This is a genomic window from Bradyrhizobium sp. CCBAU 051011 (genome assembly GCF_009930815.1).
GTDB lineage: Bacteria > Pseudomonadota > Alphaproteobacteria > Rhizobiales > Xanthobacteraceae > Bradyrhizobium.
In genome coordinates this window covers 4,126,118-4,141,257 of the sequence record NZ_CP022222.1, presented here as the reverse complement: position 1 = coordinate 4,141,257, position 15,140 = coordinate 4,126,118, and the positions used below count along the sequence as shown (strand labels likewise).

The following is a 15,140-nucleotide window of genomic DNA, read 5'->3' as shown; positions in this document are numbered from 1 at the left end:
CCCCTATTGTCCGACGTTGATCGCGCTCAAGGCTTCGGCGTAGGTGGCAAGCTTGCCGCCATTCTTCGCAGCATGGGCCTCGGCATCCTTCTTGAGCAGGAACGGCACCACCTCCGGCTTCTTGGCATCAGGCTTGATGGCGTAGAAGGCGGCGTCGGCGAACACCTTGATCCCGAGTTCATGGTCGACCAGGTAAACCGCGTTGAGCTTCTTGCCTTCGCCGGTGTATTTCTTGACGCCGAGCAGTGTGCAAACCGGCGAGCTGAAGGGGACGATGTCGCCGCCCTGGATCCAGACTTCGCCGACCAGCTTTGGATCGTTGACCGGCGCGTTGCAGACGGGATCGGTACCGGTGACGTTGTAGGTATCGAAGGCCGCGAGCTGCTTGTCGTAGTCGAGCCCGAGCTCCTTGTAAGTCTGACGGATGTAGCTGTCGTTGATCCATGCGCCCATATCGAGCGGCTTGATCATGTTGAGTTTCTGCAGGATCGCATAACTGCCGCCTGCGGATTCGATCTGCAGCTTCTTGATGGTGGGGTCCAGCGTATGCACGCCGCCCGGGCCGAGAAAGATATAGACCACTTCCTTGTTGATCTTGGTCCATTCCTCGATCCTCTCGGCGGCGAGCTTCGGATTCTTGCGCATCCACTCGTTGGCCTCGATCAGCGACTTCAGGTAGGCGATCACGATCTCCGGATATTTTTCCGCAAAGTCCTTACGCACGGTGACGCCATGGAAGGTTGGCACCTTGGTCTCGGCACCGTCATAGATCTTGCGGGCGAAGCCCTTAAATGGCAGCAGCTCGGCGAAGGGCACGAAGTCGCCATGGGCGTCGATGCGCTTTTCCTGCAGATTGGTGGTGCCGACTTCCGGCGACTGCGAGACGAGGCTCCAGAAATCCGGCGGCAGCCCCTTCTTCTGCAGCGACGTCAGCATCATGCCGTGCGCGGCGGAGCCGAACGGCACCGAGACGTTCTTGCCCTTGAGGTCGGCGAGCTCATAGAACGGCGAGTCCTTGTGGACCACGATGCCATTGCCGCCGCCGACGGCGTTGTAGGCGATGATGGCGATGAGCTGGGTCGGATTGTTGGTGGCCTGGCCGGTGGCGCCGTTCACCATCAGCGGGTAGTCACCCATCATCCCGATCTGGATGTTGTTGGCCATCATGCCGTTGGTAATCGGCGGACCCGACGTCGCGTTCTGCCAGTTGAGTTTGTATTGGAAATCTTTGTACTTTCCGGTCTTCGGCAGGTTCTTCTCGAGAAGACCAAGCTCCTTGATAACGACGCCGCCTGTCACCGTATTTGTCGTCGTGTTCTGCGTGCCGATGCCGATCTCCAACACCTGCGCGCGCGAATCCCCGGAAGGGAGCACAAGTGCCACCGCCACGCACCAGGGGGCGACCTTTGAACCGCAAGACACGAGTGTGGCGATGTTCATCACGTTAACCCCTTAATTTGCCGCGGATTTTGATGGCAGCCCGCCGTTGGGCTGCGCTCGGCGCTATCGGGGGTGCAAGGGCCAAGCCAGCTTGTACCCTGCTTGCGCGACAGGTTGTCCCCGTCCGCCGCATGCGACGCACCGAATTAACGAAGGAAGAAACGGCGGCGATGAAGCCCACTCGCGAAACCCCTCAAGACGACCGAATTGTCGTGCTTGACGTGAGTTCTGGGCTTGGAAAGCAGTTCTTAAAACAAGGAACGGCGGCAGCACGCAAATCCTTGCCGAAAAAGTCCGCCTGCTCAGGAAATAGCCAGAGACGAGGGAGCTGCTGATGAAATATTGGGCGACATGACGCGCCTCGGAGCGGCTCGCCGCATTAAGTCAAGCGAGAGGTTGCCAGTTGTCAGTCTGCGTCGTCCTGAAGACCACCCTTGGCTGCCTTGCCGTCGCGCATCTTTGCCAGCGGCGCGGTATCCTTGATCAGGATATTGGTCCCGTGTGCATCTAGCGCGCCCATCTCGGTTAGGCGCTTGATCGTGGTGGTCACCCATTGGCGGGTTACGCCTACCATGTTTGCAAGATCGGCATGGGTGAATGAGGCTGCGATCAATGTGCCGCTACGCTCCTTCACGCCGTAAAGATCCATCAAGTGCAGCAGCAGATGGGCGAGCCGCTCCGTTGGCGAGCGCGTGCCGAGCATCTGCGCCAGCGAGGAATAACAGCGTCCCTTGAAGCTGAGACCTTCGATGATGCCCAGCGCCAACGCAGGGATTTTCAGGACCATCTGGCGCAACACGTCTCCGGGCAGATGCAGGACGGAACTGTTGATCGCAGCCGCGCCTGACCAGACGTGAATTCCTCGATTGAACACGTCGGGACCCCCGACGAAATTGCCGGGATGCCAATAGGCCAACGTGATCTCGCGTCCAGAAGGGCCGATGTAGAAGACGCGAATGCGCCCGCTCTCGACCAGATAGATGCCGTCCTGCGGGCTGCCCTGACTGAAGACCTGCGCACCGCGGTAGTAGACCTTGCGCTTGCTGGCGCTGACGACCTGCTGGATTTCCGCCTCGGAAAGACCTTGGAAGAGTGGCGCCGGGCCGTCTCCCCGCGCCTTCTCGTCGGGCATCAGCATGGCGCCAAAACGAGCTTGGTCAGCCCAGCCGAGGCTGGCTTGCATCTTCCAGGTATTTGCCAGCTTGCCTGCCAAAAAACGCCTCCATCGATGCAAGTTAAGCAAATCTTGCGCCAAGGAGTCGGCAAGGATAGGAAGGCCCCCCGGCGCCGCCTGGGCGCGCGTGATCCTGCGGCCAGGATGCTCAGGGCGAATTCCGAACACGTTTGTCGCAGCGTCCTCGCTTGACGTCAGGTCCAGAGCAAGCTGGTTGCCTTGGCCTGCCCCAGAGGCTGAACTAAGCCGGTGGATGGCGCGGTGGCTCTAGTAATTGCTACCCGTCAGCTCGTTCGGGATGCCGTCGATCGGGCATTCCTCGGTGCCGGCGGTGGAGCGCGTCAGCGCCTCGACCATTTCGCGCTTGCCTTCCGGATCGGCGATCAATTTCGAATAAAAATCGTAGGGACAGGCGGCGACGCCTCGCGCGCTTTCGCCGGAATTGATCTTCCGGTGTAGCCGCGATGCAAAAGCTTGTAGAGGTGGTTCTGCGACTGGTTGTTGCAGCGGGCATCGCGGATCAGATGCTTGGATGGCGCCGCATACTGGATGCCGTATTCTTCCTCGCCGGTCTCGCCGAGGGTGCGGCTCGAAATAATAGCGTCGCGTTCACGCCGCTCGCTAGACCCTGCTCCGGAATGAATACAGAGGATAGGGCTTTGTTCCTAGCCGTGTTGTACAGGGCCCTATCCGCTGCACCGAACATTGCAACGAATCCCTACCAGACCGGAGCTGCATCGTGCGATATCGAAGAATGTCGTGGAATTTCGTAGTTTGGCGCGCCGAAGAGATTCGAACTCCCGTCCCCCAGATTCGTAATTTATCGGTGAGGCAGCGTGACCGGCCAGCAAAGATCGTGGACGTCTACTCGAGCCGAGATCTGATCTGACGTGATTGGGGCGCTAGCTATCGAGCTGTGATCACAATTGAGTCATCGCGCCCCGTCCGCCGTCGCCGAATTTACGCTGCCACTTTCCTATCGCCGCTTCCACGAGCGAAATTTCCGGCCAAGTTCAGAGTAGCAAAAAGCCCTCGAAAACGATGTGTTCTCAAGGGCCTGATAACCGGTTGCGTGGAGGGATAGGATTTGAACCTATGGCCTTCAGGTTATGAACCTGACGCGGCCAGTGCGCCGCAATTCACATATCGTCGCGCGCCATAGGATTAAATTGCTGTTCGTCATGTCGAATCCGTTCGGCGAAACGCGCAGGTTTTTCTACTACGCAGCGTCAGGTTGATTTACGTTTGTCTACGAGCGGACCAGAGGAAACACGCGGGCACTCGATGCGGGTTATTAGCATGCAGCGAAAATATCGTTTTCATTCGTCATCGCGAGGATCACCATCGCAAAGGTGCGCAATCGTGCGCGCAGCGTACATCCCGCGAACGTGCTACAATGAGTGCATCGTCAACACGCCGAACCGACGTCAAGCCCGACGATCCCATTCGACTGTCGACAGCAGCTGCGTTGGCGTTTCCCGACGGATCGATGACCAGCTCCGGGCTTCGCAAAGAAGCATTGCGCGGTCGACTTGTCATCGAGCGCATCGCGGGCAAGGATTTTACGACGCTGGCACATATTGAGCGCATGAGGGAACTATGCCGCGTATCAGTAAGGGCCCAAGGCTCTACAAACGAAAGGCGAAGCGAAAGAACGGGCGCATCATTGCCAACGCCGTCTGGACCATCCGTGACGGAGACCGGGAAGTTGCCACAGGAATCTTTGCGGGCGAAGCTGAAAGAAAGCCGCCAAAGGCCGCTGAGGACGCCCTAGCCAACTACATTGTCTCAAAATATCGACCTTCACGTCGGACCCGCGACATTGAGGATATCGATATCGCGGACGTGCTCGCAATCTACCACGCCCATCGCGAGGGTATTTATCTCGAGCGCAAAGCCAAGCAAACCGACATCACAGAATTTGCCGATCGCATTGGCCGCCTGAACGATTTTTTTGGGGGCATGATGCTGGTTGAAGTGAATGCGCATACCTGCGCAAAGTACGTCAAGGCGCGCCGTCGACCAGGTGGGGCCCGCCGTGATCTCGAAGATCTGCGCGCCGCGATAAACCACCATTCGCGCGAGGGCCTTCACCGCGGCCTGGTTCGTGTGGCGCTGCCGGCCAAAGGGCGCGGCCGCGACCGATGGCTAACCCGCAGCGAAGCGGCTGCTCTTTTGTGGACCTGCTGGCGATATCGCGAGGTGCAGACGCAACATCGCGGCGCCTTGAAAAATCAGAAAATAGAAACGGATAGGCGTCCGCTGCGTCATATCGCACGCTTCATCCTGATTGGCCTCTACACGGGCACGCGTGCCGGCGCCATCGCATCCGCGTCGCCGTATCGCGATGAAGGTCGATCATATGTCGATCTGGAGCACGGCATCTTCTACCGGCTTGCACAGGGTCAGACAGGCACCAAGAAGCGCCAGCCACCGGCGCCATTACCCGATCGCCTGCTCGCACATATGCGGCGCTGGGTTCGAACGGATGCAATCATATCGCACTTCGTTGAGTTCAATGGAGCGGCCGTGAAATCCGTGAAGACCGGATCCCGGAGTGCGGTCAGGCTTGCGCGCCTATCCACCGAGCAGGGAAAGGTCACGCCCCACACCTTGCGGCACACGGCTGCAACGAGGCTGATGCAGCGCGGGGCTGATCCCTGGAAAGCGGCCGGGTTCCTCGGCATGTCCGTCGAGGTTCTGCTCGACACCTACGGCCATCACCATCCGGAGTTCTTACGCGACGCGGCCACCGCAATCACATCGAAACCAAAGGAGAACAGCGTATCTGGGGTTATTCCCGGGGTTGACTTGGCTGCCTATCGTGAAAAAAGACGAAAAGCATAAGAATTTCATGGTCGGAGTGGCAGGATTCGAACCTGCGACCCCTGCGTCCCGAACGCAGTGCTCTACCGGGCTGAGCCACACTCCGACTTGGAACGCGGCTTATAGCCTTGGGTTTCGGCGACCGCAAGCAGCCGAATTAAGGAAATTAATCACAGTGAATGTTGGTCTGAAAACCCAGATTTTGCCCGCCAGCGAGACCGCCGTGGTGGCTGCCGCGCGCGCGCTGGCGGCAGGCGGGCTGGTCGCGTTCCCGACCGAGACCGTCTACGGCCTCGGCGCCGACGCCACCAATCCGGCCGCGATCGCCCGCCTCTACCAGGCCAAGGGCCGGCCGGCCTTCAACCCGCTGATCGCCCATGTCGGTGATATCACCGCCGCGCGACTGATCGCCCGTTTTGACGCCGCGGCGGCGGCGCTGGCCGAAGCGTTCTGGCCGGGTCCGCTGACGCTGGTGCTGCCGAAGACGGAAGATTGCGCGGTCGCTGATCTCGCGACCGCGGGCCTTGATACGGTCGCGGTCCGCATCCCTGCCCACAGGATCGCACGCGACATTCTGCGCGTGTTCGGCGGCCCGGTGGTGGCGCCATCCGCGAACATTTCGGGCCACGTCTCACCGACCGCGGCCGCCCATGTGCAGAGCGACCTCGCAGGGCGGATCGACCTGATCGTCGACGGCGGCGCGGTCGAGGTCGGCGTTGAATCGACCATCGTCGGCTGCTTTGGCGAGCCGATGCTGCTGCGACCCGGCGGCCTGCCGCGCGCCGAGATTGAGCGCGTGCTCGGCCGCGCCCTTGCGCAGCCGCCGGCTGATGCCGAAAGCGACAACGGGCAGCCGCTGGCGCCGGGCATGCTGGCCTCGCACTACGCACCGCGCGCGCGTGTCCGGCTGAACGCGGTCGGGCTCGAGCCCGGCGAAGCATTGCTCGCGTTCGGGCTCGGAGCAATTTCGGGAATTGACGCCGCCTCTCACGTGATGAATCTGTCGGAGCGCGGCGATCTCGACGAGGCCGCCGCCAACCTGTTCGGCCATCTTCGCGCGCTCGACGCCAAGGGGGCGCGCACCATCGCAGTGATGCCCATCCCGGACGAGGGATTGGGCGAAGCCATTAACGACCGGCTGCGCCGCGCAGCAGTCGGCCGAGAATGAATGGGCGAGAATGAAAGAGAAAAAGAAAATGAATGTCGTCCAGAATTCCGTGCCGCCGCTTCCCGCCGAGCTGATCGCAAAATTCCGCGCCATCGTTGGCGACAAATATGCGGTGACCGATGCGGCCGATATTGCGCCCTACGTCACCGAGGAACGCGACCTGTTCCACGGCCGCTCGCCGCTGGTGCTGCGGCCCGGCTCGACGGCGGAAGTATCCGCAATCTGCAAGCTCGCCAGCGAGCACAAGATTGCCCTGGTGCCGCAGGGCGGCAATACCGGCCTCGTCGGCGGCCAGACCCCGCACAATGGCGAGGTCGTCGTCTCGCTGCGACGGCTGGACAAGATTCGCGAAATCGATCCTGCCTCCAACACCATGACCTGCGAAGCCGGCGTCGTGCTGCAAATCGCGCAGCAGCGCGCGGCCGAGGTCGATCGCCTGTTCCCGCTGTCGCTCGGCGCGGAAGGAAGCTGCACCATCGGCGGCAATCTCTCCACCAATGCCGGCGGCACGGCTGCCTTGGCGTATGGCGTGGCGCGCGAGATGGCGCTCGGGCTGGAAGTCGTGCTGGCCGACGGCCGCATCCTGAACGGATTGTCAAAACTGAAGAAGGACAATACCGGCTACGATCTGCGCAACCTCTTCATCGGCGCCGAGGGCACGCTCGGCATCATCACCGCGGCGACGCTAAAACTGTTTCCGAAGCCGCACGCGGTGGAGACCGCCTATGTCGGCCTTCAATCCCCGGCGCAAGCGCTCAAACTGTTGTCAATTGCGCAGAACGAGGCCGCCGGCAGCCTGACCAGCTTCGAATTGCTGGCCGATATCGCCGTCGATTTCAGCCTGCGTCACGGCATCGACATCCGCGATCCCCTCACGACCAAGCACCCCTGGTACGTGTTGATGGAATTGTCGTCCTCGCGCGACGACGCCAGTGCCGCGCTGGAATCGATCCTCGCAAAAGGCATGGACGAAGGCATCGTCGACGACGCCGTGATCGCGGCTAGCCTGACGCAGCGCGCCGGATTCTGGAAACTGCGCGATGAAATGTCGGCGGCGCAGAAGCCGGAGGGCGGCTCGATCAAGCACGATATCTCGGTGCCGGTTGCCGCGGTCCCTGCGTTTATCGAAGAAGCCAATGCGGCCGTCGTGAAATTGATCCCCGGCTCGCGGCCGGTGCCGTTCGGCCATCTCGGCGACGGCAACATCCACTACAATGTCAGCCAGCCGGTCGGTGGCAACACCGCCGACTTCATGTCGCGCTGGCATGAGGTCAACGAAGTCGTGTTCGAGATCGTGCTGCGGATGGGCGGATCGATATCGGCCGAGCACGGCATCGGCGTGCTCAAGCGCGATGAACTGCCCGACGTGAAAGACAAGGTCGCGATCGAGCTGATGCGCGGCATCAAGGCGATGCTCGATCCTCTCGGCATTATGAATCCTGGGAAGGTGCTGTGACTGCGCCTGCAATGAAGACAACGCCCGCGCTCGCGATCGCGGACATCGTGGACGCTGACGTTGCGACCGTAATCGCGCTGTGGCAGGCCTGCGGCCTGACGCGACCCTGGAACGATCCCGCCGCTGACATTGCCCTCGCCCGTCGCGGACCGCATTCGACCGTGCTGATCGGCCGCGACGGTGGCGCGATCGTCGCCACCGCGATGGTCGGCCATGACGGCCACCGCGGCTGGGTCTATTACGTCGCCACCGATCCCGATCGCCGCGCGAAGGGCTATGGCCGCGCCATTATGAATGCGGCCGAGGACTGGCTGCGCGCCGCTGGGGTACCGAAACTGCAATTGCTGGTGCGCCCCGAAAACTCCGGCGTTGCCGCGTTCTACCAGTCGATCGGCTTCGGCGAGCAGAAGATCTTGTTCTTCACCAAATGGCTCGACGGCCGCGAGCCGCGGTGAGCTGAAGGATTTTCATGACCATTTCCGATCGTGTCCGCGTCAAGAACATCAACGTGCTCTCCGACCGGCATTACCGGTTGAACGAAGTCGAGTTCGAGTATCGCCGCGGCAGCGGCGAGTGGCAGACGATGAAGCGCGAAGTGTTCGACCGCGGCCATGCCGCGGCGCTGCTGGCGTATCGTGTCGCAAGTCGCACCGTCGTGCTGACGCGCCAGTTCCGCCTGCCGACCTACCTTGCCGGCTACGACGAGCTGATGATCGAGGCCGCGGCCGGCATGCTCGATGACGCTTCACCGGAGGAGCGCATTCGCGCCGAGGCCGAGGAAGAAATCGGCTATCGGCTCGGCGAGGTCCGCAAGATCTTCGAAGCCTTCATGAGCCCGGGCTCTGTCACCGAGAAACTGCACTTCTTCGTCGCCGAATATGAAGCCGCGATGCGCATCGGTGACGGCGGCGGCCTCGTCGAGGAAGGCGAGGACATCGAGGTGCTCGAATTGCCGATCGACCAGGCGCTCGCGATGATATCGGACGGCCGCATCGTCGACGCCAAGACCATCATGCTGTTGCAATACGCGGCGCTGAATATTTTTAAGTAAGGGCCGTAGGGTGGGCAAAGCGAAGCGTGCCCACCATTGCGAGCGGAATTACGCGGTGGAAATGGTGGGTACGCTGCGCTTTGCCCACCCTACAGAACTGATGCCTCAAAACAACGAGCCCTGCCCGTCATCCTCCGGCGCCACCGATGCCGCCTTGCGCGGCGCGGCCTTCTTCGGCTTCGGCTCCTCCGCGGCCCGCTGCTCGTCGGTGATCGGCAGCAGCAATTGCGCGTCGTCATTGACGACACGGTTGACGCGGGTGGAAATCTCGTGCCAGGCGAATTCGCCCTCGGCCGGCCCGCGCAGCAGCGGCATCACGTCGTTGGCGTCATTGGTCCGGCCATCGAGCCAGCGTTCGAATTCCTCGGGCGCGATCGTCACGGGCACGCGATGATGCAGCGTGGCGAGATCGTGGCTGGCGGGCGCGGTGACGATGGCGACGCTGTCGGTCTCCTCGCCGTTCGGCCCCATCCAGGTCTCCGCGAGCGCGGCAAAGCCGACCGGATGGCCGTCGCGTCGGTGGATGAAGAACGGCCGCTTGCGTCCATCAGCATCCTGCCATTCGTAATAACCGTCGGCCGGGATCAGGACGCGCCGTCGCTTGATCGCGTTCTTGAACGCGGGCTTGTCGAGCACCGTCTCGGAGCGCGCGTTGATCAGGAGGGTAAATTTACGAGGGTCTTTGACCCAGGCCGGCACCAGCCCCCAGCGCATCAGCCGAAAATGGCGGCCGCCATTTTCCAGAATGACCACCGGAACAGGTTGAGTCGGCGCGATATTATACCGCGGCGGGAAATTAGGTTGCTCGATATAGCCGAAGATCTGCCGAAGCGCCGCCGGCGGCGAGGTAATGACGAAACGTCCGCACATTATCTGACCAACATAAGCTTCCGTTTAATGGGTGTTAACCCAGCATGTTAACAGTGGAACGGATGAATGCTACGGCCGCCACAGAAGTGCGATCCGATCGCCCGATGCCGCCACCGACGACGGTCCGTATAGACGAGGCCCGTGCGGAGCAATTGCGTGCGGCCAACATCAATCCCCGCACCGGGCTCGCCACCGACTATCTGAATCATTTCAACGAAGCCATCATGCTGCTCGAAATGGTTCCGGACATGCCGGAATGCGCGGAGGATTTTCTCACATGGACGCCACTGTCCTACGCCGAGCATTTCTGGGCCTCCAACTTCAAGGCCCGCGACCTCGCGATCGAGGCCTATGAATGCGCCGACCCCAAGGTCCGGGCCGATTTCGACAAGCTCACGGCTACCATGACCTCGATTCTGTCAGCGGTGGGCAAGGCGATGCGTGAAGCCCAGCAGGACAAGACCCGCTCCACGCTGGCCGAGCAGGCCACCGCCTGGGTCAAGCCGCTGGTGGCGCTGGCCGGCGGCGTCATCAACGGCAATTCCGATACCGACATCGAATCCGCGCTGACGAACTAAGCCGCCTGGCTCCAGCCGCTGCAATTAGACCTGCGCAGACCGATCGGGCATGATCGTTCCACAGGAACCTGCTTATCGGACCGTCCCTTGACCTCGCCTGTCCATCCGACCCGCCCCCAGCTCGCCGTCAGCGGCGCGATTTTTCGCGACGGCAAGGTGCTGCTGGTCCGCCGCGCCCGCTCACCCGGCAAGGGTTTTTACTCGCTCCCCGGCGGCCGGGTCGAATTCGGCGAATCCCTGCACGCGGCGCTCCACCGAGAGGTGGACGAGGAAACGGGGCTCAGAATCGAGATTTTGGGCTTGGCCGGCTGGCGCGAGGTGCTGCCCGGAGCCGGCGGCGGCGGGCACTATCTGATCATGTCATTCGCGGCGCGCTGGACGGCCCGGGAGCCGGTCCTGAACGACGAGCACGACGATTTCAAATGGCTGGCCCCCGATGGGCTTGGCGACCTCAAGGTCACCGGCGGCCTTCTGGAGGTCATCGAGGCCGCCCGGAAGCTCGTCTAGACGCCTTGCCTCGGGCGTCCCGAGGGGGCATATCGGCCCTCAGATGCTAAAACACGCCCTCGCCGCCCTTATCCTGATTTCGGCATGCCATCTGGCCCCGGCGCGGGCCCAGGATGCGGCCGCGCCATTTGACGGCGACCTGCAGCGGCTGGCCGAGATACTCGGCACCCTGCACTACCTCCGGGGCATTTGCGGCGCCAACGAAGGGGCGAAATGGCGCAACGAAATGCAGGCGCTGATCGACGCCGAAACCCCCTCCGGCGACCGCCGCGCCCGCATGATCGCCGGCTTCAACCGCGGCTATAACGGTTTTCAACAGACCTACCGGACCTGCACCCCCGCAGCTTCGGTCGCGATTCGCAGATATATTGAGGAAGGTTCAAAGATCTCGCGCGACCTCACCGCGCGCTACGCGAACTGAGGGCCCATGGACGCGATCTATTTCGACCTCGACGGAACGCTGACCGATCCGAAACTGGGCATCACCCGCTCGATTCAGTATGCGCTGCAGCGGCTCGATCATCCAACGATCCCGACCGCCGACGACCTGACCTGGTGCATCGGCCCGCCGCTGCGCTCGAGCTTTGTCAGATTGCTCGGCGGCGATCATTCCGCCGACCGCGCGGTGGCGCTCTACCGTGAGCGATTTTCCGACATCGGCCTCTATGAGAACGGCGTCTACGACGGGATCGACGAGGTGCTGACGGCGCTCCGTGCGTCCGGTCACCGGCTGTTCGTCGCCACCAGCAAGGCGCACGTGTTCGCCGAGCGCATCATCGACCATTTCGGATTGCGCAAGCACTTCGAGCGCGTGTTCGGCGCCGAGTACGACGGCACCCGCGCCGACAAATCGCATCTGCTGGAATACGCGTTGAAAGAAGTCGGCGTCGATCCGTCCAAAAACCTGATGATCGGCGATCGCAGCCACGACATGGTCGGCGCGAAAAACAACGGCATGAAGGGCATCGGCGTGCTGTACGGCTACGGCAGCCGCGACGAATTGCTGGGCGCCGGCGCGCACCATGTTTGCGCGACGCCGGGCGCGATTCTTGGCTGCATTTCCTGAGCTCAGCGACCTCATGGAACCGTCGCCGCAAATATCAGCAGCGCCGTTAACCTTTCCTAAAGATGTGGCCTAGGCGCGCCGGCACCGCGTGCTACAGCTTATCGCGTTAGGATGCGTTCCGCCCTGGTTCGCGCGCAGATTTCGTTGAGCTTCATGAGCCGCCCAGCCACCTTCCCGCTCGCCCGCGACCCGCTTCCCGACCACGAACAGAAGCAGACTGCGCTCGGTTACCTCAGCGAAGCCTGGGCGGAAGCGCGGCACGACGGCGTCGATGGCGACTGCCTGGCGCAGGCGAGCCTGTTTGCGGCGCTGGCCGAACTGGTCTCGACCTATGGCGAGGATGCGGTGGCGAAATTCACGGAAGGTCTGTCCGCCCGCGTGCGCAACGGCGAGTTTTCGCTGGCGTTGGCGAAGCAGTAAGAGGGCCGCTAAAGCTCCCACCGTCATTGCTGTCGATGTTCACTAATTCGCTGATTGGATCGCAGTGGTCTTGGTAGCGGCGAAGGCCTTGGGAGTTTGCCCCGCCAAGGCCTGATGGGGCCTGTGGTTGTTGTAGTAGATTAGGTACTCGAACAGTTCGTTGGCAAAGTGATCGAGATTGTCGAAGGTGGCGCCCTCGATAACGTCCTCGTCGAGGGTGCGCCAGAAGCGTTCGACCTTGCCATTGGTCTGCGGTCGATAGGGCCTGGAGTAGCGGTGTTTGATGCCAAGCTCGAGCAGCATGGCCTCGAACGGATGCTCGTCCGGCTTGGTGCGGGCGGCGAACTCGGCGCCGTTGTCGGACAGGATTTCCTGGAAGACGAGCCCATAGGTGACGTTGAGGGTGTTGATCATCTTCAGGGTCTTGAACATGACCGGCAGCGCCTTCTTGGACGTCAGGACCTCGGCCCAGGCCAGCCGCGAGCAGCTGTCGATCAGGCTGATGATGTAGGCCGTGACCGGGGGTGGCGCGAGGAACATATCGCGCGGCAATTGATGCAGATCGACGTGGCCCAGCTCCCCGAGCTTGTCCTTGATAATGCGACGTTTCTCCTCACGCATCGCCACCGTGCGGCGGTTCAGCTGGTAGCGTCTCAGCACCCGGTAGATCGTTACGGGCGAAGGTACCGTGTCGCGCTTCTCACGCAAGACGGCATGAATCTCGTAGCGGTTCATCCCCCGCCTGCGGTGGGCGACGATCTCCGCCTCGATCCCTTCCGGCTCGCGCCGTTCCCGCCATTTGGGCCCGCGCCGGCGCGGCAGCAGGTCCGCTTCCTCACCGCTCTGCAGATAGCGATTGTAATACTTGCGGAAGGTCTGCGAGCAGGTCCCGTGATGGCGGTAGAAGTCGCCGACCCGCTTGAACAGCGGGGATCGACCAGCCTTCACCGCCTCATATTCCGGGATCAGAAACCGCCACTTCTGCAGATAGTTGCGTTCAATCGTCCGGTCGTAGCTATTGTCGCGCATCGGATCGTCCTCCAGAGGAGCGATCCAATCAGCGAATTAGTGAACATGCACAATTGCGAGGAGCGATAGCGACGAAGCAATCCACCCATCCGTTATGCCGAGCCGTGGATTGCTTCGCTGCGCTCGCAATGACGGGGTGAGATCCTGCCCTACGCCTTCAACGTCTCCAGGAACCGCACCGGCTCGCCGGTGGACGGCGTCGTCACCTCACCCTGCCACATCACGCGCTTGCCGCGAACGATGGTGCCGACCGGCCAGCCAGTGACGCGGACGCCGTCATAGGGCGTCCAGCCCGCGCGCGAGGCCACCCATTTGTTGGTGATGGTCTCGCTACGCTTCAGATCGACGACGGTGAAATCGGCGTCATAGCCGGCCGCGATGCGGCCCTTGCAGGCAATGTTGAACAGCCGCGCGGGACCCGCGCTGGTGAGATCGACGAAACGCGCCAGCGATAGCCGCCCGGCATTGACGTGATCGAGCATCAACGGCACCAGCGTCTGCACCCCGGTCATGCCCGAGGGCGAAGCCGGATAGGTCTTGCCCTTCTCCTCCAGCGTATGCGGCGCGTGGTCGGAGCCCAGGACGTCGATGATGCCCTGCTCGATGCCATACCAGATGCCTTCGCGGTGATCGGCCGAGCGCACCGGCGGGTTCATTTGGGCCAGCGTGCCGAGCCGCTCATAGCATTCCGGCGCGGCCATCGTCAGATGATGCGGCGTCGCCTCGCAGGATGCGACGTCCTTGTGGTCGCGCAGATACTCGATCTCCTGCTTGGTCGAGATGTGCAGGACGTGGATACGCTTTCCCGACTCGCGCGCCAGATTGACCAGCCGCTGGGTCGCCATCAGCGCCGCGGTCTCGTCCCGCCATATCGGATGCGAGCGCGGATCGCCCTCGACGCGGATCGGCTTGCGATCGTTGAGGCGGTATTCGTCCTCGGCATGAAAGGCGGCGCGGCGGCGGATCACCTGGAAGATGCGCCGCAGGCTTTCGTCGTCCTCGACCAACAGCGCGCCGGTGGAGGAGCCGATGAACACTTTGACGCCGGCGCAACCCGGAGCGCGCTCCAGTTCAGGCAGATGGTTCACATTCTCGCGGGTGCCACCGATAAAGAAGGCAAAATCGCAATGCATGCGATGGTGGCCGGCCTTGATCTTGGCGGTGAACGTCTCCTCGGTGACCGTCAGCGGATTGGTGTTCGGCATCTCGAACACCGCGGTGACGCCGCCCATCACGGCGCTGCGCGAGCCGGTCTCGAGGTCTTCCTTGTGCGTCAGCCCCGGCTCGCGGAAATGCACCTGCGTATCCATCACGCCAGGCAGGATGTGCAGCCCCTTGCAGTCGATGGTCTCGGCGGCGGAAGCCTGTCCGAGCCCGCCGATCGCCGCGATCCGGCCATTGGAAATGCCGATGTCGCGGACGCCCTCGCCGTCCTGATTGACCACGGTGCCGGATTTTAGAATGGTATCAAATCGTTGATTCATCGGTCCTCGACGCCCGCTTTAAGGCTCTCGTGCAGGGCTTGTTGGCGGCACCTTAGCGCCTTAACTTCGCA

General features: G+C 62.2%; 15 protein-coding genes, 2 tRNA genes and 1 pseudogene. 10 read left to right on the top strand and 8 right to left on the bottom strand.

The genetic code is table 11. The features are described from left to right. Positions 1-3: 3 nt before the first annotated feature. The 4 genes and pseudogenes from ACH79_RS19555 to ACH79_RS19540 all read right to left on the bottom strand — a co-directional run bounded on the left by ACH79_RS19555 (position 4) and on the right by ACH79_RS19540 (position 3,748). Positions 4-1,440: an ABC transporter substrate-binding protein gene (locus ACH79_RS19555; RefSeq protein WP_161852453.1), complete on the bottom strand. Its 1,437-nt coding sequence runs from the start codon at positions 1,438-1,440 to the stop codon at positions 4-6. Between the two features lie 406 nt (positions 1,441-1,846). After that, positions 1,847-2,653 (bottom strand): Crp/Fnr family transcriptional regulator, encoded by an 807-nt coding sequence (locus ACH79_RS19550; protein WP_371419429.1) that lies wholly within the window; start codon positions 2,651-2,653, stop codon positions 1,847-1,849. A gap of 228 nt (positions 2,654-2,881) precedes the next feature. Continuing rightward, a pseudogene (gene amiE, locus ACH79_RS19545) lies at positions 2,882-3,201 on the bottom strand (aliphatic amidase); the annotation flags it as partial. Positions 3,202-3,687: 486 nt separating this feature from the next. Then, positions 3,688-3,748 (bottom strand) — tRNA-Met (locus tag ACH79_RS19540). A gap of 465 nt (positions 3,749-4,213) precedes the next feature. Here ACH79_RS19540 and ACH79_RS19535 point away from each other — a divergent pair. Further along, positions 4,214-5,461: a tyrosine-type recombinase/integrase gene (locus tag ACH79_RS19535; RefSeq protein WP_161852452.1), complete on the top strand. Its 1,248-nt coding sequence runs from the start codon at positions 4,214-4,216 to the stop codon at positions 5,459-5,461. 8 nt (positions 5,462-5,469) lie between these two features. On the opposite strand, the gene ACH79_RS19530 is transcribed toward ACH79_RS19535, so the two are convergent. After that, a tRNA-Pro gene (locus tag ACH79_RS19530) sits at positions 5,470-5,546 on the bottom strand. Positions 5,547-5,615: 69 nt separating this feature from the next. On the opposite strand from ACH79_RS19530, the gene ACH79_RS19525 reads away from it, so the two are divergent. Genes ACH79_RS19525 through ACH79_RS19510 form a run of 4 tightly spaced genes read left to right on the top strand, consistent with a single transcriptional unit; the run spans position 5,616 to position 9,115 of the window. Then, on the top strand, positions 5,616-6,608 hold the full coding sequence (locus ACH79_RS19525; protein WP_161852451.1) for an L-threonylcarbamoyladenylate synthase: 993 nt from the start codon (positions 5,616-5,618) through the stop codon (positions 6,606-6,608). Positions 6,609-6,636: 28 nt separating this feature from the next. After that, positions 6,637-8,064: an FAD-binding oxidoreductase gene (locus ACH79_RS19520; RefSeq protein ID WP_161852450.1), complete on the top strand. Its 1,428-nt coding sequence runs from the start codon at positions 6,637-6,639 to the stop codon at positions 8,062-8,064. 11 nt (positions 8,065-8,075) lie between these two features. After that, positions 8,076-8,519: a GNAT family acetyltransferase gene (locus ACH79_RS19515; protein ID WP_161856449.1), complete on the top strand. Its 444-nt coding sequence runs from the start codon at positions 8,076-8,078 to the stop codon at positions 8,517-8,519. 14 nt (positions 8,520-8,533) lie between these two features. Then, complete coding sequence (locus tag ACH79_RS19510) at positions 8,534-9,115, top strand: GDP-mannose pyrophosphatase (protein WP_161852449.1); 582 nt, start codon at positions 8,534-8,536, stop codon at positions 9,113-9,115. Positions 9,116-9,220: 105 nt separating this feature from the next. Here ACH79_RS19510 and ACH79_RS19505 read toward each other — a convergent pair whose 3' ends face one another. Continuing rightward, complete coding sequence (locus ACH79_RS19505) at positions 9,221-9,985, bottom strand: SOS response-associated peptidase (RefSeq protein WP_161852448.1); 765 nt, start codon at positions 9,983-9,985, stop codon at positions 9,221-9,223. 104 nt (positions 9,986-10,089) lie between these two features. Between ACH79_RS19505 and ACH79_RS19500 the strand changes: the two genes are divergently transcribed. From ACH79_RS19500 to ACH79_RS19480, 5 genes are all read left to right on the top strand, one after another. Then, positions 10,090-10,563 carry a hypothetical protein gene (locus ACH79_RS19500; RefSeq protein WP_161852447.1) on the top strand — a complete coding sequence of 158 codons (474 nt, stop codon included), beginning with the start codon at positions 10,090-10,092 and terminating at the stop codon, positions 10,561-10,563. Positions 10,564-10,650: 87 nt separating this feature from the next. Further along, positions 10,651-11,070, top strand: a complete 420-nt coding sequence (locus tag ACH79_RS19495) for an NUDIX hydrolase (RefSeq protein ID WP_161852446.1) — start codon at positions 10,651-10,653, stop codon at positions 11,068-11,070. Between the two features lie 43 nt (positions 11,071-11,113). Beyond that, complete coding sequence (locus tag ACH79_RS19490) at positions 11,114-11,491, top strand: TIGR02301 family protein (RefSeq protein ID WP_065727355.1); 378 nt, start codon at positions 11,114-11,116, stop codon at positions 11,489-11,491. Positions 11,492-11,497: 6 nt separating this feature from the next. After that, on the top strand, positions 11,498-12,136 hold the full coding sequence (locus ACH79_RS19485) for an HAD family hydrolase (RefSeq protein WP_161852445.1): 639 nt from the start codon (positions 11,498-11,500) through the stop codon (positions 12,134-12,136). Positions 12,137-12,289: 153 nt separating this feature from the next. Continuing rightward, positions 12,290-12,556 (top strand): hypothetical protein, encoded by a 267-nt coding sequence (locus ACH79_RS19480; RefSeq protein WP_161852444.1) that lies wholly within the window; start codon positions 12,290-12,292, stop codon positions 12,554-12,556. 42 nt (positions 12,557-12,598) lie between these two features. Here the strand turns inward: ACH79_RS19480 and ACH79_RS19475 are convergent, their stop codons facing one another. Together ACH79_RS19475 and ACH79_RS19470 are read right to left on the bottom strand one after the other, a co-directional pair. Further along, the gene (locus ACH79_RS19475; RefSeq protein ID WP_161849690.1) at positions 12,599-13,585 is read right to left on the bottom strand and encodes an integrase core domain-containing protein; all 987 of its coding nucleotides are present in this window, start codon (positions 13,583-13,585) and stop codon (positions 12,599-12,601) included. Between the two features lie 149 nt (positions 13,586-13,734). Then, on the bottom strand, positions 13,735-15,069 hold the full coding sequence (locus ACH79_RS19470) for a dihydroorotase (protein WP_161852443.1): 1,335 nt from the start codon (positions 15,067-15,069) through the stop codon (positions 13,735-13,737). Between the last annotated feature and the right edge of the window lie 71 nt (positions 15,070-15,140).

Bases quoted from the DNA above. Each gene is read 5' to 3' on its own strand.
- ACH79_RS19535 (WP_161852452.1), top strand. From the start codon at position 4,214: ATGCCGCGTATCAGTAAGGGCCCAAGGCTCTACAAACGAAAGGCGAAG.
- ACH79_RS19475 (WP_161849690.1), bottom strand. From the start codon at position 13,585: ATGCGCGACAATAGCTACGACCGGACGATTGAACGCAACTATCTGCAG.
- ACH79_RS19555 (WP_161852453.1), bottom strand. From the start codon at position 1,440: ATGAACATCGCCACACTCGTGTCTTGCGGTTCAAAGGTCGCCCCCTGG.
- ACH79_RS19510 (WP_161852449.1), top strand. From the start codon at position 8,534: ATGACCATTTCCGATCGTGTCCGCGTCAAGAACATCAACGTGCTCTCC.
- ACH79_RS19500 (WP_161852447.1), top strand. From the start codon at position 10,090: ATGCCGCCACCGACGACGGTCCGTATAGACGAGGCCCGTGCGGAGCAA.
- ACH79_RS19480 (WP_161852444.1), top strand. From the start codon at position 12,290: ATGAGCCGCCCAGCCACCTTCCCGCTCGCCCGCGACCCGCTTCCCGAC.
- ACH79_RS19515 (WP_161856449.1), top strand. From the start codon at position 8,076: ATGAAGACAACGCCCGCGCTCGCGATCGCGGACATCGTGGACGCTGAC.
- ACH79_RS19490 (WP_065727355.1), top strand. From the start codon at position 11,114: ATGCTAAAACACGCCCTCGCCGCCCTTATCCTGATTTCGGCATGCCAT.
- ACH79_RS19470 (WP_161852443.1), bottom strand. From the start codon at position 15,069: ATGAATCAACGATTTGATACCATTCTAAAATCCGGCACCGTGGTCAAT.
- ACH79_RS19520 (WP_161852450.1), top strand. From the start codon at position 6,637: ATGAATGTCGTCCAGAATTCCGTGCCGCCGCTTCCCGCCGAGCTGATC.
- ACH79_RS19485 (WP_161852445.1), top strand. From the start codon at position 11,498: ATGGACGCGATCTATTTCGACCTCGACGGAACGCTGACCGATCCGAAA.
- ACH79_RS19505 (WP_161852448.1), bottom strand. From the start codon at position 9,985: ATGTGCGGACGTTTCGTCATTACCTCGCCGCCGGCGGCGCTTCGGCAG.